This window comes from Mycobacterium sp. 012931, assembly GCF_000419295.1.
GTDB lineage: Bacteria > Actinomycetota > Actinomycetes > Mycobacteriales > Mycobacteriaceae > Mycobacterium > Mycobacterium marinum.
In genome coordinates this window covers 378,317-396,856 of record NZ_AOPX01000001.1, presented here as the reverse complement: position 1 = coordinate 396,856, position 18,540 = coordinate 378,317, and the positions used below count along the sequence as shown (strand labels likewise).

15 protein-coding genes, 1 tRNA gene and 2 pseudogenes are annotated in these 18,540 nt (G+C 66.6%); 11 read left to right on the top strand and 7 right to left on the bottom strand.

Going from position 1 to position 18,540, the window contains the following annotated elements; all coding sequences use genetic code 11:
- Nucleotides 1-19: 19 nt before the first annotated feature.
- The 3 genes from cspA (at nucleotide 20) to topA (ending at nucleotide 3,955) form a co-directional block, all read left to right on the top strand.
- A complete protein-coding gene (cspA, locus tag MMSP_RS01730) occupies nucleotides 20-223 on the top strand; it encodes a cold shock protein CspA (protein ID WP_007166602.1) in 204 nt (67 codons plus the stop codon).
- Between the two features lie 145 nt (nucleotides 224-368).
- Nucleotides 369-947: a hypothetical protein gene (locus MMSP_RS01725; protein WP_011741857.1), complete on the top strand. Its 579-nt coding sequence runs from the start codon at nucleotides 369-371 to the stop codon at nucleotides 945-947.
- 203 nt (nucleotides 948-1,150) lie between these two features.
- Nucleotides 1,151-3,955 carry a type I DNA topoisomerase gene (gene topA, locus MMSP_RS01720; protein ID WP_036425991.1) on the top strand — a complete coding sequence of 935 codons (2,805 nt, stop codon included), beginning with the start codon at nucleotides 1,151-1,153 and terminating at the stop codon, nucleotides 3,953-3,955.
- A 10-nt stretch (nucleotides 3,956-3,965) separates the two neighbouring features.
- On the opposite strand, the gene MMSP_RS01715 is transcribed toward topA, so the two are convergent.
- Nucleotides 3,966-5,555: an adenylate/guanylate cyclase domain-containing protein gene (locus MMSP_RS01715; protein ID WP_020785213.1), complete on the bottom strand. Its 1,590-nt coding sequence runs from the start codon at nucleotides 5,553-5,555 to the stop codon at nucleotides 3,966-3,968.
- A 155-nt stretch (nucleotides 5,556-5,710) separates the two neighbouring features.
- Here MMSP_RS01715 and MMSP_RS01710 point away from each other — a divergent pair, with 155 nt between their 5' ends.
- Together MMSP_RS01710 and MMSP_RS01705 are read left to right on the top strand one after the other, a co-directional pair.
- Complete coding sequence (locus tag MMSP_RS01710) at nucleotides 5,711-6,916, top strand: DNA polymerase III subunit delta' (RefSeq protein ID WP_036427007.1); 1,206 nt, start codon at nucleotides 5,711-5,713, stop codon at nucleotides 6,914-6,916.
- A gap of 79 nt (nucleotides 6,917-6,995) precedes the next feature.
- Nucleotides 6,996-7,071, top strand: a tRNA-Thr gene (locus MMSP_RS01705).
- Nucleotides 7,072-7,081: 10 nt separating this feature from the next.
- On the opposite strand, the pseudogene MMSP_RS27325 reads toward MMSP_RS01705, so the two are convergent.
- A pseudogene (locus MMSP_RS27325) lies at nucleotides 7,082-7,297 on the bottom strand (hypothetical protein).
- Nucleotides 7,298-7,464: 167 nt separating this feature from the next.
- Between MMSP_RS27325 and MMSP_RS01700 the strand changes: the two are divergent.
- From MMSP_RS01700 to MMSP_RS01685, 4 genes are all read left to right on the top strand, one after another.
- Nucleotides 7,465-7,719 (top strand): hypothetical protein, encoded by a 255-nt coding sequence (locus tag MMSP_RS01700; RefSeq protein ID WP_011741852.1) that lies wholly within the window; start codon nucleotides 7,465-7,467, stop codon nucleotides 7,717-7,719.
- A gap of 359 nt (nucleotides 7,720-8,078) precedes the next feature.
- Nucleotides 8,079-8,273: an antitoxin VbhA family protein gene (locus MMSP_RS01695; protein WP_036427006.1), complete on the top strand. Its 195-nt coding sequence runs from the start codon at nucleotides 8,079-8,081 to the stop codon at nucleotides 8,271-8,273.
- Nucleotides 8,274-8,284: 11 nt separating this feature from the next.
- Nucleotides 8,285-8,923 (top strand): Fic/DOC family protein, encoded by a 639-nt coding sequence (locus tag MMSP_RS01690; protein WP_015357480.1) that lies wholly within the window; start codon nucleotides 8,285-8,287, stop codon nucleotides 8,921-8,923.
- 94 nt (nucleotides 8,924-9,017) lie between these two features.
- Nucleotides 9,018-9,872 carry an alpha/beta fold hydrolase gene (locus MMSP_RS01685; RefSeq protein ID WP_223161909.1) on the top strand — a complete coding sequence of 285 codons (855 nt, stop codon included), beginning with the start codon at nucleotides 9,018-9,020 and terminating at the stop codon, nucleotides 9,870-9,872.
- Nucleotides 9,873-10,436: 564 nt separating this feature from the next.
- On the opposite strand, the pseudogene MMSP_RS01680 reads toward MMSP_RS01685, so the two are convergent.
- Nucleotides 10,437-12,012 (bottom strand): annotated as a pseudogene (locus tag MMSP_RS01680) (PE family protein).
- 141 nt (nucleotides 12,013-12,153) lie between these two features.
- Nucleotides 12,154-13,938: a hypothetical protein gene (locus MMSP_RS01675; protein ID WP_020785210.1), complete on the bottom strand. Its 1,785-nt coding sequence runs from the start codon at nucleotides 13,936-13,938 to the stop codon at nucleotides 12,154-12,156.
- A gap of 32 nt (nucleotides 13,939-13,970) precedes the next feature.
- On the opposite strand from MMSP_RS01675, the gene MMSP_RS01670 reads away from it, so the two are divergent.
- Complete coding sequence (locus MMSP_RS01670) at nucleotides 13,971-14,915, top strand: NAD-dependent epimerase/dehydratase family protein (protein ID WP_020785209.1); 945 nt, start codon at nucleotides 13,971-13,973, stop codon at nucleotides 14,913-14,915.
- 15 nt (nucleotides 14,916-14,930) lie between these two features.
- Here MMSP_RS01670 and MMSP_RS01665 read toward each other — a convergent pair whose 3' ends face one another.
- From MMSP_RS01665 to MMSP_RS01655, 3 genes are read right to left on the bottom strand one after another with little or no spacing between them, the layout of a single operon-like run.
- The gene (locus MMSP_RS01665; protein WP_020785208.1) at nucleotides 14,931-15,272 is read right to left on the bottom strand and encodes a DUF2304 domain-containing protein; all 342 of its coding nucleotides are present in this window, start codon (nucleotides 15,270-15,272) and stop codon (nucleotides 14,931-14,933) included.
- A complete protein-coding gene (locus tag MMSP_RS01660; protein WP_011741845.1) occupies nucleotides 15,269-15,982 on the bottom strand; it encodes a glycosyltransferase family 2 protein in 714 nt (237 codons plus the stop codon). Before MMSP_RS01660 ends, MMSP_RS01665 begins: the two co-directional genes overlap by 4 nt.
- Before the next feature lie 35 nt (nucleotides 15,983-16,017).
- Nucleotides 16,018-17,313, bottom strand: coding sequence for a hypothetical protein (locus tag MMSP_RS01655; protein WP_086084792.1), 1,296 nt, complete (start codon nucleotides 17,311-17,313; stop codon nucleotides 16,018-16,020).
- Nucleotides 17,314-17,456: 143 nt separating this feature from the next.
- Here MMSP_RS01655 and MMSP_RS01650 point away from each other — a divergent pair, with 143 nt between their 5' ends.
- Nucleotides 17,457-18,533, top strand: coding sequence for a DUF475 domain-containing protein (locus tag MMSP_RS01650; protein ID WP_012396648.1), 1,077 nt, complete (start codon nucleotides 17,457-17,459; stop codon nucleotides 18,531-18,533).
- Nucleotides 18,534-18,540: the final 7 nt, after the last annotated feature.

Here is an 18,540-nt window from a genome sequence, read left to right as displayed (position 1 = left end):
GAAAAGGAAAGATCGAGAGATGCCACAGGGAACTGTGAAGTGGTTCAACGCGGAGAAGGGGTTCGGCTTCATCGCCCCCGAGGATGGCTCCGCGGATGTTTTTGTCCACTACACGGAGATCCAGGGTTCGGGCTTCCGCACCCTTGAAGAGAACCAGAAGGTCGAGTTTGAGATCGGCCACAGCCCTAAGGGCCCCCAGGCCACCGGAGTCCGCTCGGTCTGATCCGAGCAGATTCTGACGAATCCCCCCGACGTGATCCCGCTGAGCGGGTCCGGCGGGGGGGTTTTCGTTTCTGCCGTGAGCGCCTTGGTCGCCGCGCCGGACGGGGAGAACCCGCGGACCGGGTTACTGGCCTACTGTCGGTGGCGTGAGTCAGCTGTCCTTCTTTGCCGCGGAGTCGGTGCCGCCCGCGGTCGAGGACCTATCCGGAGTGTTGGCAGCATCCGGCCAGGTCGTGATGGTTGGTGCTGGTGCGCGGCTGTCGGTGGTGGTCGGGGAGTCCTGGCGAGCCGAAGCTCTCGCCGAGATGATGCGGGAGGCGGGCCTGGTGCCTGAGATCACCCACACCGACGAGGACACGCCGCTGGTGCGTACCGCCGTAGACCCCAGATTGCGCGCAATCGCCGCGGAGTGGACCCGTGGTGCGGTCAAGACGGTTCCGCCGCGATGGCTGCCAGGTCCGCGAGAGCTGCGCGCCTGGGCGCTGGCCGCCGGCAGTCCCGAGGCCGACCGATATCTGCTGGGGCTTGATCCGCACGCACCCGATACACATTCGCCGTTGGCGTCGGCTCTGATGCGAGTGGGCATTGCACCCACTTTGATCGGCACCCGAGGGGGCCACCCGGCGCTGCGGATAAGCGGGCGACGAAGGCTATCGCGCCTGGTAGAGAACGTGGGGGAACCCCCGCCCGGTGCCGAAGCGTTGGCTCAATGGCCCCGGGGCTAGGCGCCTGTGGACCCCGGTTTTCCGGGGAGCTGAATTGCAGCCAGTTTGCGCAGGCCCGCCTTAGGGTGCGAAATTGTCTGTTGCCCGCAGGTGGGAATGTCGGGCTATTGGATTTCGCCTGAAATTCAGCAGCCGGCCTGGCACCCTTCTGCAAGGGTGGCCCCGCCAGCGGGGCTGGGATGAGAGATGGAGCGTAACCGCAGTTGGCTGACCCGAAAACGAAGGGCCCTGGAAGCCGTAGCAGCGGTGGAAATGGGAGCGGCCGGCGACTTGTCATAGTCGAGTCGCCCACCAAGGCGCGCAAACTTGCTGGTTACCTGGGGCCCAGGTACATAGTCGAATCCTCGCGTGGCCACATCCGCGACCTGCCGCGGGCCGCCGCGGATGTGCCCGCCAAGTTCAAGTCCGAGCCGTGGGCGCGCCTCGGCGTCAATGTCGACGCGGACTTCGAACCGCTCTACATCATCAGCCCGGAGAAGAAGAGCGCAGTCAGCGAGCTCAAAGACCTGCTCAAAGACGTCGACGAGCTCTACCTGGCCACTGATGGTGACCGCGAGGGCGAGGCGATCGCCTGGCACTTGCTGGAAACCCTCAAACCGCGCGTGCCGGTCAAACGGATGGTCTTCCACGAGATCACCGAACCGGCCATCCTCGAAGCCGCGGAAAACCCCCGTGACCTGGACATGGACCTCGTCGATGCGCAGGAGACCCGGCGCATCCTGGACCGGCTGTACGGCTACGAGGTCAGTCCGGTGCTGTGGAAAAAGGTCGCGCCCAAGCTGTCGGCCGGCCGGGTGCAGTCGGTGGCCACACGGATGATCGTGCAGCGAGAGCGCGACCGGATGGCGTTCCGCAGCGCGTCCTACTGGGACATCGTCGCCACGCTGGACGCCAGCGTGTCCGACCCGAAGGCCGCGCCGCCCACCTTTGTCGCCCGACTGACCAGTGTGGACGGCTTGCGGGTGGCCACCGGTCGCGATTTCGACTCGCTGGGCACGTTGCGCAAGGCCGACGAGGTCACCGTGCTCGACGAGGCCCGGGCGGCCGCGCTGGCCACCGGCCTACACGGCGCGCAGCTGAGCGTGGCCTCGGTCGAGGAAAAGCCCTACAGCCGCCGTCCGTACCCACCGTTTATGACCTCGACGCTGCAGCAGGAGGCCGGCCGCAAGTTGCGGTTTTCCGGTGAGCGGACGATGAGCATCGCTCAGCGGCTCTACGAAAACGGTTACATCACCTACATGCGAACCGACTCGACGACCCTGTCGGAGTCGGCGATCAACGCCGCGCGCACCCAGGCGCGCCAGCTCTACGGCGAAGAGTATGTGGCCTCATCTCCGCGCCAGTACACCCGCAAGGTGAAGAACGCGCAGGAGGCGCACGAGGCCATCCGCCCCGCGGGTGAGACGTTCGCAACCCCCGACGCCGTGCGTCGTGAACTCGACGGCGACGAATTCCGGCTCTACGAGCTGATCTGGCAGCGCACGGTGGCCTCCCAGATGGCGGATGCCCGCGGCACCACGCTGAGCCTGCGGATCGGTGGTAGCGCGGGTGAGCAGCAGGTGGTGTTCTCGGCGAGCGGTCGCACCCTGACCTTCCCCGGGTTCCTCAAGGCCTATGTGGAGACGGTGGACGAACTGGTCGGTGGCGAGGCCGATGACGCCGAGCGGCGCCTGCCGAATCTGACGCCGGGCCAGCGGCTCGACGCGGTCGAGCTGACCCCGGACGGGCACACCACCAACCCGCCCGCCCGCTACACCGAGGCCTCGCTGGTCAAGGCCTTCGAGGAGCTGGGAATCGGACGCCCGTCCACCTACACCCCGATCATCAAGACGATCCAGGACCGCGGCTACGTACACAAGAAGGGCAGCGCCCTGGTGCCGTCGTGGGTGGCGTTCGCGGTCACCGGATTATTGGAGCAACATTTCGGGCACCTCGTCGACTACGGCTTCACCGCGGCGATGGAAGACGAGCTCGATGCCATCGCATCTGGTCAGGAGCGGCGCACCGACTGGCTCAACAACTTCTACTTCGGTGGCGACCACGGCGTGTCTGATTCGGTGGCGCGCGCCGGGGGGCTCAAGAAGCTCGTCGGTGTCAACCTCGAAGGCATTGATGCGCGAAAAGTCAACTCCATCAAGCTGTTTGACGATGAGCAGGGGAGTCCCATCTACGTTCGGGTGGGCAAGAATGGTCCCTACCTGGAACGCACCATAACCGGTGAAGACGGTGAGCCGACCCCGCAGCGCGCCAACCTCAATGACTCGCTGACACCCGACGAGCTGACCCTGGTGCTGGCCGAAGAGCTATTCGCCACGCCGCAGGAAGGTCGCGTGCTGGGCATCGACCCGGAATCCGGCCACGAGATCGTCGCCAAGGACGGGCGCTACGGGCCGTATGTGACCGAGATTCTTCCCGAACCTCCCGCACCCGAAGCCGGGACCGAGGCCCCCGCCAAGAAGAGCAAGAAGGCCACCGGGCCCAAACCCCGCAGCGGTTCGCTGCTGCGCAGCATGGACCTGCAGACGATCACCCTCGAGGACGCGCTCAAGCTGCTCTCGCTGCCGCGCGTGGTGGGCACGGATCCCGCTTCCGGCGAAGAGATCACCGCGCAGAACGGGCGCTATGGGCCATATCTGAAGCGCGGCACCGATTCTCGCTCGCTGGCCACCGAAGACCAGATTTTCTCCATCACCCTTGACGAAGCGCTCAAGATCTACGCCGAACCCAAGCGTTCTGGCCGGCAGAGCGCTTCGGCTCCGCCGCTTCGTGAGCTGGGGACCGATGCCGCGTCGGGCAAGCCGATGGTGATCAAGGACGGGCGGTTCGGTCCGTACGTCACCGACGGTGAAACCAATGCCAGTCTGCGCAAGGGCGACGAGGTCGCGTCGATCACCGACGAGCGGGCCTCGGAATTGCTGGCTGACCGCCGGGCCCGAGGGCCGGTGAAGCGAGCCGCCAAGAAGACCACCCGCAAATCGCCGGCGAAAAAGGCCGTCAAACGCGCGTGACCGGGGCCGGTTAGCTACCGCTTTTGGTGGAGACCTGTTGGGCTACAGCGAGGTTCAGCGGGCGGGCCAGCTGGGTCGGTGTGGTCCGTCCGCGTAGTTCGACGACTTCGGCGACGTCCCAGCACAAGGCTTCGGCGTCTAGCGCCCCGCTGATCGCGATCGCCGAGGCCAGCACGTGGCCTTCCTCGAGCTTGGCCAGCTCGGTGAGTCGGGCGGCCTCATTGACCGGGTCGCCGATCACGGTGTATTCGAAGCGGGCCTGCGCGCCGATGTGGCCGGCGATGGCCCTGCCGGCCGACACCCCGATGCCGAACTCCGCAGATCCCAGCACCGGAATGAGTTCGTCGTGCAACTCGCGCGCGGCGCGCAGCGCGGCGCCGGCGCCGTCGGGGTGTTCGATCGGTGCGCCGAAAATCGCCAGGGCGGCATCGCCCTGGAACTTGTTGACGAATCCGCCGTGGCGCGCGACGGTGTCGACCACCACCCGGAAGAATTCGTTGAGCAGGCCGACCACCTCGACCGGTGGTCGGGTCGCCGCCAGCTGGGTCGAGCCCACCAGGTCGACGAACAGCACCGCGACATCGCGTTCCTGCCCGCCAAGCTCGGTACCGCGTTCGATGGCGCGCCGGGCCACGTCCTCGCCGACATATCGACCGAACAGGTCGCGCAGGCGTTGCCGCTCGGACAGGTCGCGGACCATGTCGTTGAACCCGGCCTGCAGCAGGCCCAGCTCGCTGGCGTCGTAGATCTGCATGTGCGCGTTGTAGTTGCCGCGCTGCACCTCCGACAGCGCCCAACGCAGCTGGCGCAGCGGATCGGCGATCGACATGGACACCAGCAGCGTGCTGGCCGAACCGATCGCCAACGCTGCCAGCGCGAGCAGCAGGATGGGATTGAACAGCTTGTCCGGGGTGGCGTGCAGAATCGCCATCTTGTCGGCCACCACGGCCAGCACGATCGCCAACAGCGGTACCGCGGTGGACAGCACCCAGGCCAGCATCAACCGCAAGATGACCCCGGGCGACCGCAAGTTCTCCGGTACCCCACTGCGTAGCGCGGCCACCGCGACCGGCCGCAGCACCCGCTCAGACTGCAGGTAGCCGATGATCGCGGTGGCGATGGCGCCCAGGGCGGTGGCAATCGCCACCACGGGCGCCGCATAGCGAGCCACCGACCAGCTGGCGACGATGAAGATCACGCTGCCGATCGCCCACGAACCGACGCTGATCAAGGTGCGATAGAACGGCATGCGCAGCACCCGGCTGCGGGCCAGCTCGGTGGCGGACGGGTCGGCCGCCGCAACCAGATTGTCGCGGCGCTGCCACCGGAAGACCGGCACCAGCAGCTTGAGGTTCAATGCGAACCCGGCGAGGAACAAGGTAATCACGGAGGTGAGGAAGATCGCCAGATTCAGTGGTGGTAGATCCTGCAGCTGGATGCGATCGTTGGGTGGCAAGCCATAGCGCAGAAAGCCCAGAACGAATAGGCCGCCGATGATGTCGGCCTGCAACATACTCAGCGAAAACACCGGCCACGGAGTGCGCACTACCCACCGGGCGAACCCGTTGATCCGCCCGGGCAGGGTTGCCACGGTAGCCACCAGCCCACCGTATCCGGATGGGGGGACTCGCCGGAAACCTACGTGGGACTCGGCAAGTCGTTACCGAGTCGACTCGAGACGGGAAAGATAACGGAAATGTCGCGAAACGGTAGCCAATCGGTATCTGTCGGCGGGGGCTAATAGTGTCCACGGTGATGTCTGGGGTATTCGCGCGGCTGGTAGGCCAGGGGGCGGTGGAATCGGAGCTGCTCGCGGCCGCGAGGTCAGCTCGCAGTGATTCGACTCACAGTTCGGGGTTTGACGGGGATATGACACATGCGTGGCTGATCACCGGGCCCCCGGGCTCGGGGCGGTCAATCGCCGCATTGTGCTTCGCCGCGGCGCTGCAGTGCACGTCAGACGGCGATCCGGGGTGCGGACGTTGTCGGTCCTGTTTGACCACCATGGCGGGGACTCACGCGGACGTGCGGCGGGTGATTCCCGAAGGCCTCTCTATCGGAGTTGACGACATGCGCGCGATCGTGCAGATCGCATCGCGCCGCCCAACCACCGGGCGCCATCAGATCGTGCTGATCGAAGACGCCGATCGGTTGACCGAAGGTGCGGCCAATGCCCTGCTCAAGGTGGTCGAGGAGCCGCCCGCATCGACGGTGTTTCTGTTGTGCGCACCATCGGTGGATCCCGAGGACATCGCGGTCACGTTGCGGTCCCGGTGTCGCCATGTCGCGCTGGTGACGCCGCCGACCACCGCGATTGCCCAGGTACTGATCGACAACGATGGGTTGGCGGCCGAGACGGCGAATTGGGCGGCTTCGGTCAGCGGTGGCCATGTGGGCCGGGCGCGGCGGCTGGCCACCGACCCGGAGGCGCGGCAGCGACGCGAGCGAGCGTTGGGGCTGGTTCGTGACGCCGCGACGCCGGCGCGGGCCTACGCCGCGGCCGAGGAGTTGGTCGCCGCCGCCGAGGCCGAGGCGCTGGCGCTGACTTCCGATCGCGCCGAGGCCGAAACCGAGGAGCTGCGTACCGCACTGGGGGCTGGTGGCACCGGGAAAGGGACTGCCGGCACGATGCGTGGCTCCGCCGGCGCGATCAAGGACCTGGAACGGCGGCAGAAGTCCCGCCACACCCGGGCCGCGCGCGATGCGCTGGACCGGGCCCTGATCGACCTGGCCACCTATTTTCGGGATGCGCTGCTGGTTTCGGCGAAGGCCGACCAGCCGCGGGCCAACCATCCGGACATGGCTGACCGGGTCGCTGCGCTGGCCGCACACGCGACTCCGGAGCGGCTGTTGCGTTGCATCGAGGCCGTGCTGAACTGCCGTGAAGCGCTGTCGATCAACGTAAAGCCAAAATTTGCGGTTGACGCCATGGTGGCAGCCATTGGGCAACAACTGCAGTAGCGGGGGGCCGGTCGGTCGATCCGGACTTGGGCGGACCTGCCCGCCTGCCGTAGACTCGTGCCGCCCGGAATGAGGGCACGCCGCCTTAGCTCAGTCGGTAGAGCGATTCACTCGTAATGAATAGGTCAGGAGTTCGATTCTCCTAGGCGGCTCCACCTGTACAGGTCAGGCTGGGTAATTACCCTGCCTGTTCGTGTTCGACGGCTTGAAGGGCGCGGATAGGGCGCGAATACTCATCTAGGCGGCGGTGTAGTCGGGCACCGGCACGGACTGCTCGACGTAGTGCCGCCGGGTGATTTCGCTGCTGCTGTGTCCGGCCTGCCGGGCCGAGGCTTCCAGCCCTATCGCGCGCTCTACCGCGGTGACGACGGGCTTGTGGATCGAGTGCGGCACAACCTACTTGAAGTCCTCGCCGCGGATCGCCCGCCAGCGGGTGCGGATATTGGCCTCTGGCTGGTGCGTGCCTCGGCGGGGCGTGCTCTCGCAGCGTCGCGGCTCCGAACTCCGGGGTCGTGACGGTGTAGGGCTCGCCGCCGGCCTTGTGCCCGGTGGGATTTCTTGTCGAGTCGGTTACCGATGTACACGGTGACGGGACCGTCACCGTCGAGGCCGTGGATGTCGTCCCAGGTGAGTGCGAGCACTTCGCCGATGCGGGCGCCGGTGGCCAGCAGTACGTCGAAGATGCGCAGCCGGTCATACCCGCGCGCGGGTCCGCGATTCGATCGACCGCTCTGCCATGCAGCGATCCTCCGCCGCATCTCCACGGCGTCGTCGGGGGTGGGGGCGCGCGGTTTGGTCGCTGACCGTGGTGGTGTGTACGCGGGCGTCGACGGGGGAGTAGCCGAGCGCAGGTACCGGTCGACCCGTTGTGTGGTGAGTTCACGCAGTCGGACGGTCCGCAGGGCTGGGATGAGCAGCTTGCCGATTACCCCGGCGTAGGCGTCGAACGTGTCCTCGGTTTTGCGCGGCCCGGCGCCGTTGGTGTGGGCCGGAGCAGTGTCGGCCCGGTACGTGTTGCGGGACGCCGTCGATTACATGGCCAACGAGACATGATGTTCGTACATCAGCGGTGGAGAACCGTGCTGTGTTTCCTTGATGGGCAAGCCTCTCTGCAATGTCAGCGCTGTCGACTATGCTGGTCAGACCCGCAAAATCAGATGAGGTGTTTGTCCAGGTGACCGAGTTGCAGAAGGCGAAGCGGCGCATCAGGACTGTCAGGGCAACCCGCCGCAACACCGAGCTGGAGGGCACCCGCAGCACCGCCGCTACCCGTGCCGATCAGGACGACTACGCCCGCGGCAAGATTACGGCAGCCGAGTTAGGTGAGCGCGTCCGCCGCCGGTACAACATCCAGTAACCGGGCCTGGAGTGCCGCATCCATGGGACACCGGCGATCACGAACGGAACTGGCAGGGCTACTTCATCCCCGGTACTTCCGTCTTACGGAACCGGGTCGGCGCCCGAACGCATGCCGAACTGCGTGACGCCGAGAACGACCTCGTTGAGGCCCGGGTGATCGAACTCCGCGAGGAACCCAATCTGCTGGGCGACCGCACCTACGATCTTGCATACCTGCGGGCGATTCACCGCCAGCTGTTCCAGGACGTTTACGTCTGGGCGGGAGACCTGCGGACAGTCGGCATCGAGAAGGAAGACGAGTCTTTCTGCCCGCCGGGTAGCATCAGTCGGCCCATGGAGCATGTCGCCGCGGAGATCCACCATCTCGACCGGCTCAGAGCGATCGACGACGGCGATCTCGCTGGCAAGGTCGCATACCTATACGACCACGTGAACTATGCCCACCCGTTCCGCGAGGGCAACGGCCGCTCCACCCGCGAGTTCTTCGATCTCCTGTTGTCCGAACGCGGTTCTGGCTTCGACTGGGGGAAGACTGACCTGGAAGAGTTGTACGGCGCTTGTCACGCAGCGCGCGCCCACTCTGATCTCACAGGCATGGTCGCGATGTTCACGAAGATCCTCGACGCCGAACCCGCTTACGACTTCTGATCGCACTGTACCTCCTGCTGTCAGCTGGTAACGGTGCGTGTTCAATCGGTGCGAGTTGGTCGGCGGCCCGCCGGGGAGTGGCTCCTGGGTGGGAATGACCTGTTCGACTACTTCCTTGGGCCACGGTTCGAAGCCTTTCCAAAGACTTCCCACCTGGTTGGGGATGGTGTCAGACTTCCTCATGGCCACCGACAAGACGGGGTTGGTGCTCCTGCACGGCGGGGCTGGGTCGGGCAGGGCATGGCAAGACGTGGTACCCGTCGTTTCGAGATATCACCAGGTGCATGCGCCGACGGCTCCCGGCCACCGAGGCGGACCCCCAGTGCAGAGGCGGCCAGCGACCGCGGCGGATGAGCGCTACCTCGACGAGCAAGGACTTCAACGCCCGCATCTGGTCGGCCATTCGATGGGCGGCTATTTGGCGATCGAATTGGCTCGGCGCGGCCGCGCAGCAACAGTGTGTGTGTTTGCGCCAGGTGGCTTCTGGGCGTCGGGTGACGGGCTGCGAGAAAGGACGCTGTCACGAGCGCTGGGAGGCGCCGGAATCGCTCGCCTGATGCGACCCATCATGCCGCTGGTGTTGAAGTCGCCGAGGGTCCGCCGACTTATGTTCCAGGATGGCGCGTGCCACGGCGATCGGATAAGCGCGCACCGGGGTGTTGAGATCTTTGACGACTTCCTCGGATGCACGGTCGCCAACGAAGTATTCTCAACCGACGAGGAGCAGATTGCCCCTTTGGACCCGTTGCCCTGCCCCGTCACGGTGGCGTGGTCGGAGAAAGACGAAATTGTTCCCGTCACGTCTTACGGCCCTCGTGCGCGTGCGCGCCTGCCGCAGGCGACGTTCGTAACTCTGCCTGATGTTGGGCATGACCCTATGGTCGACGATCCCGAACTAGTCGCACGGACGATTCTGAGCGTGACGACAGCGAATGCACCCCAGGTGTAACGCCGCAACAACAGTGGCGGCCAACGGGCGGCTTCCGGTTCCGCGACACTTCAGGCGCTGCGCATCGGCCAGTGCCCGTCTCGAAGGAAGCCGTGAAGTACAAGATCGGCCTTGTCTTGACTCTGGCAGGTATGGCAAGTCCTATCGCTCTCGCGCCCTGCGGCCTTGCAGGCCGCGTGCGCTCGCGGTCTACCGGCGTCCGCGGCTCCGGCCCGTGTTCCGGCTGGCCGTTCGTGTGGGTTGCGTGAGGTGGGTGGGTCGCTTTGTGGTGGTGGGGGTTGGTTGTCGTGCTCACTGCCGGCCTGATTGTGCCGGGCATTGGGGCGATTGTTCTCGGGGACACGCGGCGTGCATCCGTGCGTGAGAGAGGGCGGGAGAACTCGGTTCCGGGGCGCGAAAACCCTGCGCGCGCCTGCACTCAGAGGCGCACTCGAACATGCATGCGATGCTCTGAGCTGCGCGGATCTGAAATCCCTGGGAACGAGACAACGCCTGATCCCGCTTTAACCATCATGAATAGGTCAGGAGTTCGATTCTCCTGGGCGGCTCGTTTGTTTGTGGTGGTCAGCCGTGCGGGCCGGTCGCGCCCGCCGTGCCGGCGGTGCCCGCTTTGCCGTCTGCGCCCGCGGTGGCCCCGCTGTCGCCGGCACCGCGCCGCCGCTGCCGCCGTCGCCGCCGTTGCCGATCAACAGGCCACTGGTCCCGGCGTCACCGCCCCTACCGCCGACGCCGCCCCCACCACCGATGGCCATCGAATTAGCGCCGGAGCCGCCGTTACCGCCGATGCCTCCACGGGAGCTTCCGTCTCCACCGACGCCGCCCCCGGCGCCCGAGCCCCCCCGCACCGCCGGTGCCGCCGGTCCCACCAACACCGCCGTCGCCGCCGCCACCGCCATTGCCCGCCAGCACCGCCGTTGCCGCCGTTGCCCCCGGTGCCGCCGTTACCGCCGGTGCCGACAGAAGGGTCAGAGTCGCCGCCGTCGCCCCCATGACCGCCGGTGGCGGAGCTCGCTGCGGTCGCGTCGCCGGTACCCCCAGTCCCGCCGGTCCCGCCGGTCCCGCCGTTGCCGCCGCTGCCGATCAATAGCCCGCCACGGCCACCGTCGCCGCCGGTCCCGCCGCCACCGGCGGTACCCCCGTGGGCTTGCCCCGAGAAGCTCTCGGCGTCCCCGCCGGCACCGCCGGCCCCGCCATTGGCGCCGCCACCGGGATCACCGCCGGCCCCGCCCTTGCCCCCGGTGGCCGACCCCGACGAGGCAGTGGCGCTTCCGCCGGCGCCTCCGGTACCGCCGGTCTCGCCGGTCCCACCGGTATCACCGGTATCGCCGTTTCCCCCGGTCAGGGGGCCATTGCCGCTAACGTTGCCGCCGGCGGCACCGGTTCCGGCCGTCCCGGTGGGGGTGGGGTTGACACCGTCTGCCCCGGCCAGGCCGGTCCCACCCTGGCCCCCGGTACCGCCATCGCCGAACAGGAACGCGTTGCCACCGTTTCCGCCATGCCCGGGACTACCGCCGTTGACGCCCACCATGGCGGTCCCGCCTTGGCCGCCGATGCCGCCGTTGCCCCACAACAGGCCGCCGGTGCCGCCGGTGCCGCCGGTGGCACCAGCCCCACCGACACCTCCGGTGCCGCCGCTACCGGGCAACCCCGCGTTGCCGCCGGCGCCGCCATTTTGGCCGGGCGCACCGGAGCCGCCGGTGCCGCCGTTGCCGATCAAGATGCCGCCGTCGGCGCCGTTGGCCCCGCTGCCGGGTGCGCCGTCGGCGCCGTTGCCGATGATGGGACGGCCCAACAGCGCCTGGGCGGGTGCGTTGACCAGTCCCAGCACGTCGCGTTCGAGGACCTGCAAGGGCGAGACATTGGCGGCTTCGGCACTGGCATAGGCCAGTCCAGCGCCGCTCAGCGTTTGGGTGAACCACTGATGAAACTGCCCGGCTTGGACACTGAGTGCCTGATAGGCGCGGGCATGCGAGGAGAACAGGGCGGCCACCGCCGCCGAAACCTCATCCGCGCCGGCGGCCTGCAGCACGGTCGTCGGCAGCACCGCCGCGGCATTGGCTGTGTTGAGCGCGGCGTCGATACGTGCCAATTCAGTCGCCGTCGATGCCAGTAGGTCTGACGCCGCCACCACGTATGACACCGCTGTACTCCTAGATATGAAAGGTATGAAAACCGTTGTTGACTTTGCGGGCCAACGCTACCGCCAAATTTCGCTGAAAGTTATTGTCTTGGAGAAAACTTCGAGACAACTAATTCATCCGGAAGGGAATTATCGCGCCGCTTATTCGGGAGCCAGAAAACCCACCGGACCGGAGGCGACACACACCGCCAATGCGGTGGTATTGGCTCGCACGGTGATCACATCGCCGGCGCCTGGCAGCCGGGCGTAGACCCGGTTGAGGCCCGGATGCACCGGAACTTTGCGCTCGGGCCCCTCCGGCAGCGCCAGCGTTATCGACCCGTCGCTGTTGGCAAGATAATTGAGTTCAACGGTCCAGTCGGCGGGCAGCAACGGGCCGTTCAGGATCAGCCGTGCGGGCTGGTCTGGCTGCGCGAAATAGCCGCATTGGGGCATGGGGCCGGGAACAATCGTCCGTATCCAGGTAACTCGCGCATCGACCAAATTTCCAGAGCTGGTAAACATTCTCAGTTTGGTTGTCGCCGTCGCGAAATCGGGGCGGTTCGGCAACAGTGCGAACATATGGCTGGCCAGGTTTTCCGGCCAGGCCACCCGTTGCAGCACCAGTGGATCGACTTCTTGATCCAGTAGCGGGGCATTCGAATTTATCTGGGCGCCAGCCAAGCTCGCTTCCGCATTCTCCAGGTATGACTTGGTCGGGTTGTCGCGCCAGCTGGTCAGAAAGGTCGCCGTCGAGTAGAGGCTGCTGGCCAGGAATAGCATCGCCGCGGCGGTGATCGTGCTGGCCCGGACGCGCGAGGCATTCAACCAATCCGACGGCCGATTCGCCGCGGTCAAGGCGACGGCGGCCAACAGCGCCAACACCACCACCAGATCGGGGAAATAGCGCAGCGTCTGCGCCAATTCCAGGGCGGTGAACCGCGATGAGCGCATCAGGTAGATCGGCACCTGGCAGGCGACGGCGTAGCCGGCCGCGGTCAGCCACACCGCGCCGATGCGTCGTTTACGGATCAGCGACAAGCCGAGTAGCCCGGCCAGCACCAGCCATCCGAGCGCCATCACCGTCGGCGGCGGCGTCGCCCACGGGGACGCCGGGGCCCAGCGATCCCAGCGCCACGGTCCGCCGGCCAGGCCCCCCACGATGCCGTGCGTGATCGATCGACACAGCAGGTCCCAGGTCATTGCCAGATCCCCACTCCAGCGCTTCTGGTCAACCACGGCCAGATAGAGCACCATCCAGCCGGCGGTCAGCGCCAGCGCCGCCGTCCACAACCGGATCCCGGCCTGCCAGGCCGTGCGCAGCGGACGCTTGTCGCCGCCGACATGGCAGACCAGGGCGCTGACCGCGAAGGCGACGAACGGGACCACCGCCGCCTTTTCGAAGAACAGCAGGCCGGCGAAGTAGGCGAGCACCGCGCTCACCGCGTATCGCTGGTTACCGGTGCGGATCAGCAGGATCGCGTCACCGCACACCCAGGCCAGCGCCGCCAGCAGCGGCAGCGAGTTCAGTGCCGCCGCCCACCACGCGAATCCGGGCACCCCCAGCGGGGTGAACAGCGCGAACGTCAGCGGGATGAGCAAGACCCGGCGCCAGCCCAGGATCACGTAGAGCGCTCGCAGCAGCGCTAGCGATGCCAGCAGCTGCAGCACCACCAGGCTGATCGCGGGTCCGGTCCAATCCAGCGGCATCAGCCGGATGATGATGCCGGCAACCAGAAATGCGCCGGGCATGACGTGGCCGTCATGGTCGTCGAACAGGTAGGTCGCCGAGAGCAGGTCCTGGGTGCCGGCCCGGCCGACCAGGATCAAATCGTCCCAATAGAAATACCCCCGGAACGCCAGCACGGCGCGGACCCCCAGCTGAATCATGATCAGCGCGATGGCGGCCACCGCGACCTTGGGCACGGGCCTGGTCCGGGTGGGCATGGTTATTTCTTACCGGTCGGTATTGTGGGCCGGTGCGTGCACTGGTCACCGGCGCGGCCGGTTTCATCGGATCGACACTGGTCGACCGTCTCCTGGCAGACGGTCACACGGTGGTCGGACTGGATAATTTCGCAACTGGCCGGGCGACCAATCTCGAGCATCTGGTCGACAACCTTGCGCATGTCTTCGTCGAAGCCGACATCGTGGACGCCGACCTGCAGGCAATTTTCGAGCAGCACCGGCCCGAAGTGATTTTTCATCTGGCGGCGCAAATCGACGTCCGCCATTCGGTGGCCGATCCGCAATTCGACGCCTCGGTCAATGTCATCGGTACCCTGCGGCTGGCCGAAGCGGCCCGGCTCACCGGCGTCCGCAAGGTGGTGCATACCTCCTCGGGCGGATCCATCTATGGCACCCCGCCGCAGTACCCGACCAGCGAGCGGGTGCCCACCGACCCGGCATCGCCGTATGCCGCCGGCAAGGTGGCCGGGGAGATCTACCTCAACACATTTCGGCATCTGTACGGCCTGGAGTGTTCCCACATCGCCCCGGCCAATGTGTACGGCCCGCGCCAAGACCCGCACGGCGAGGCGGGGGTGGTGGCGATCTTCGCCCAGGCGCTGCTGTCGGGTAAGCCCACCAAGGCGTTCGGCGACGGCACCAACACCCGCGACTACGTGTTTGTCGACGACGTCGTCGATGCCTTCGTCAAGGCGGGCAGCGACGTGGGCGGCGGCCAACGGTTCAACATCGGCACCGGCGTGGAAACCTCGGACCGCCAACTGCACTCAGCTGTGGCCGCGGCCGTCGGCGGCCCCGACGACCCGGAGTTTCACCCGCCGCGGCTGGGCGACCTGACACGGTCCTGCCTCGACATCAGCCGGGCCGAAGAGGTGCTGGGCTGGCGTCCGCAAGTCGAACTGGCAGACGGGGTGCGGCGCACCGTCGACTACTTCCGGCGAACCCACGGCAGCTGATTGGCTGGGCCGGCCTCAGCGTGGCTCCGGTGTCTGAGCTCCTTCGAGCGCTATGGCGCGGGCCAGCCGCGCGTAGCGCAGCTCCAGGTCTTTGAACCGCATGTAGGTGCTCAGCGTGGTGAAGCTGAACGCCATGATCAGTGCGTAGAGCATCAGATCGGTGCCCCGGCGCACTCCGAACCAGTGTGCGACCACCGTGGTGTCGTCCGGTCGCAGCACCGCGTAGATACCGGCCAGGACGAATAGGACGTAGCCGACTTTGACCCATGCCCGCGACCGGGCGTTGCGGCGGGAGCGCAGCAGATAGAACAGCAACGCGATGATCGACCCGATCAACAGCACCTGGATCCAGTTCATCGTCGTATCCTCCCTCGCAAAAACCCGTCGAAAATGATGTTGACGCCGTTGAGCAGGGGCTGCCCTTTCGACTTCGAGTAGTCGGTGTAGAGCACCTCGACGGGTTCTTCGGCAACGCGCCAATGGTTTTCGGCGATCAGCATGACGAACTCGGTGGCGTGGCTCATCCCGCTCATGGTGATGTTCAGCCCATCGGCCACGGTCTTGTTGAACACCCGCAGGCCGTTGTTGGTATCGGTCAGGCCCAACCGGCGACCGCGCGGACTCAGGCGCGCCGCGGTCTGCAGCACAATTCGCTTCAGCAGGGGTGGGCGGCTCCCGACGGGCCGCCCGAAGCGGGTTCCGATCACCACGTCGACATCGCCGACCGACAACCGATGCACCATGGCGGCCAGGTCCTTGACGCGGTGCTGGCCGTCGGCGTCGAACGTGGCGAAGATCTGGGCTCCCGGCTGCTTACGGGCGTATTCGACCCCGGTCTGGATGGCCGCGCCCTGGCCCAGATTGATCGGATGAGCCACCACGTGAGCCCCGGCCCGCAGGGCGATATCGCCGGTGCCGTCGGTACTGCCGTCGTCCACGCACACCACATGGCCGAAGGTCGACCGCAGTTGCGCGATCACCTCGCCGATGACGGTGGCTTCGTTGAAGGCGGGAACGACGATCCAGACGTCGGGGTGATGCGTATCAATATCCATTTTCACGGCCATCTAGGCCCACAAATTACACGCTTGGCCAGGGCCCATCATCTGCTCGCGTATCCGGCGCGCGCCAGCGCGAGCAGATGAACACCGATCCCTACCAATGGGCCACACAACAGCGCCACCACCGTGCGGGCTTCCAGCGGCAGCGGCAACAGCAGCAGCAACCCTGATGCCGCTGTCGCGCTCACCCAGCCTAGTGAGTAAGCCCGGTGCAGTGCGGCCGCCACCGCCGCGGCTCCGGTGAGCGTCAACATGGCGATCGCCACGGCGGCCGCGGTCAGCCAGGCCAGCAGGGCGCCGCTGGCCTGATATTGCTGCCCGAAGGCCGAACGCAGTAGCCACGGGCCCACCGCTCCCGCGGCCAGCACCCCGATCACGCCGATACCGCCGATGAGTGCGGCCGGTGAGATCAGTGCCCGCAGTCGCTGCGCGCTCTCGTCGACGAAATGGGCGATGAGGTTTCCCTGCATCGCGGTCAGCGGCACCAGCAGCGGCGCACGGGTCAAAGTCACCGCCAAGATGATCACCCCGCCCTGGGGGCCGAGCTCGTTGGAGGTCAGCTTCAGCAGGACCGGAAAACCCATCACCAGAATCGCGCTGGCACCGGCGGCGGTGATCGAATGCGCGGCACCCCGCAGGAACGTTGCCGTGTTGCCCGGCGTCAGCAAGCGTGCCGTCGCGCGCGCGACGGGCGAAGCCAGCAGCAGAATCAGCCAGGAGACCGAGCCCGCCACTGTCGCCCACAGGAAGCCGACCAGACCCCACCCGATGGCAAACGTTGCCGCCGAGACCGCCACTCGGATTATCGCGTCGGTCACCATCAACGATCCGTAGTGCGACCACCGGTTGGTGCCGGCCAGCATGCCCAAAAGCGTGGCATGCAGACAGAATCCGGCCAGTCCCACACTGAGCAGTCCCACCGACAACCAGCGGTCCTCCACGAACACCCGCCCGCTCCACAGCGGCGAGCTGCCCGCGATCACCACGGCCGAGGCCAGTCCGGCCATCCCGGCGATCCGCAGGGGATGAGTGCGGCCTCCTTCCGGCACGACGTCTGGGTACTGCGCGGAGCGGACTTCGCGCGTGGCTTCTGGCAGCAGCCCGTTGGCGGCGCCGGAAACCAGGCCGAATGCGCCCCAGAACACCCCGAACACGGAGAAGCCGCTGGGAGCCAAGTCCCGGGCGGCCAGATAGATCACCGTGTAACCGCACAGCGCGGTGACCGCGGTGGCGGTGCCGACGCGCGCCACGCTGCCTCGCGCGATCGCCCCCCCAGAGGCGCCCGCCGCTCCCGTTGTTCCCCCTACTTCGGTCACCCTGGCAGCACTAACGGCCAACCGACCTGATGCTGGGCACGTTTGCAGCCACGCTTGCAAATACTAAGCGTGCGGGGCGTGGGTGCTCGCCAGGCCGGTTCGGCGTTGTTTTGGCTTGCCCTGAGGGGCTCTCGGGTATAGATGAAATGCACTGGAAAGGACCCATGACAACGATCCGCGTGTTCGGGTTGTCGCTGCTGGTAACCGCGGCGGCTTTGGTTGCCGGGTATTGGCACGGCGGAGTGACCGCGCTGTTCCTGCTGGTGGTGCTGGCGATCCTGGAGATATCGCTGTCGTTCGACAACGCCATCATCAACGCCACGATCCTCAAGCAGATGAGCCAGTTCTGGCAGCAGATGTTCCTGACCATCGGGATCGTGATTGCCGTCTTCGGAATGCGGCTGGTGTTCCCGCTGACCATCGTCTGGGTTACCGCGGGTCTCGATCCGGTCCGCGCGATGAGGTTGGCGCTGAACCCGCCGCCCGGCGGCGCGCTGGACTTCCCGGACGGCTCACCCAGCTACGAGAAACTGATCAGCGCGGCCCACCCCCAGATCGCGGCGTTCGGCGGGATGTTCTTGTTGACGCTGTTTCTGGACTTCGTGTTCAACGACCGTGAGATCAAGTGGCTGAAGTGGATTGAGGCGCCGTTCGCCCGAATCGGGCGGCTGGGTCAGGTCCACGTGATGGTGGCGTGCGTGACGCTGATCTTCGCTGGTCCCGGGTTGACGGATTCCAGCGACGACCTGGGCACCGTGATGGTCGCCGGGCTGCTGGGTCTGGTGACCTACCTCGTGGTCAACGGCTTGAGCCGGGCGTTGCAGCCGCCTCGGGTCGGTGCCGGACCTGGCGAACTCGCCGCCCAGGGGGCGGTGGGCAAGGCCGGGTTCATGCTCTTCATGTACCTCGAGGTGCTCGACGCCTCATTCTCCTTCGACGGGGTCACCGGGGCATTCGCGATCACGAGCGACCCGATCGTCATCGCGTTAGGGCTCGGCTTGGTGGGCGCCATGTTCGTTCGGTCGATCACGATCTATCTGGTCCGACAGGACGCCCTGGACCGCTACGTCTACCTCGAACACGGCGCGCACTGGGCGATCGGTGCGCTCGCGGTGATCATGCTGATGTCCATCGACCACCACCTGCAGATCCCCGAGTGGATCACGGCATCGATCGGCGTGGTGTTCATCGGGGCGGCGTTCACCAACAGCGTGGTGCGCAACCGGCGGGCCGGCGGCTAAGCCGGAA

Bases quoted from the DNA above. Each gene is read 5' to 3' on its own strand.
- cspA (WP_007166602.1), top strand. From the start codon at position 20: ATGCCACAGGGAACTGTGAAGTGGTTCAACGCGGAGAAGGGGTTCGGC.
- MMSP_RS01710 (WP_036427007.1), top strand. From the start codon at position 5,711: ATGTCTGGGGTATTCGCGCGGCTGGTAGGCCAGGGGGCGGTGGAATCG.
- MMSP_RS01685 (WP_223161909.1), top strand. From the start codon at position 9,018: ATGACCTGTTCGACTACTTCCTTGGGCCACGGTTCGAAGCCTTTCCAA.
- MMSP_RS01675 (WP_020785210.1), bottom strand. From the start codon at position 13,938: ATGCCCACCCGGACCAGGCCCGTGCCCAAGGTCGCGGTGGCCGCCATC.
- MMSP_RS01665 (WP_020785208.1), bottom strand. From the start codon at position 15,272: ATGAACTGGATCCAGGTGCTGTTGATCGGGTCGATCATCGCGTTGCTG.
- MMSP_RS01660 (WP_011741845.1), bottom strand. From the start codon at position 15,982: ATGGCCGTGAAAATGGATATTGATACGCATCACCCCGACGTCTGGATC.
- MMSP_RS01650 (WP_012396648.1), top strand. From the start codon at position 17,457: ATGACAACGATCCGCGTGTTCGGGTTGTCGCTGCTGGTAACCGCGGCG.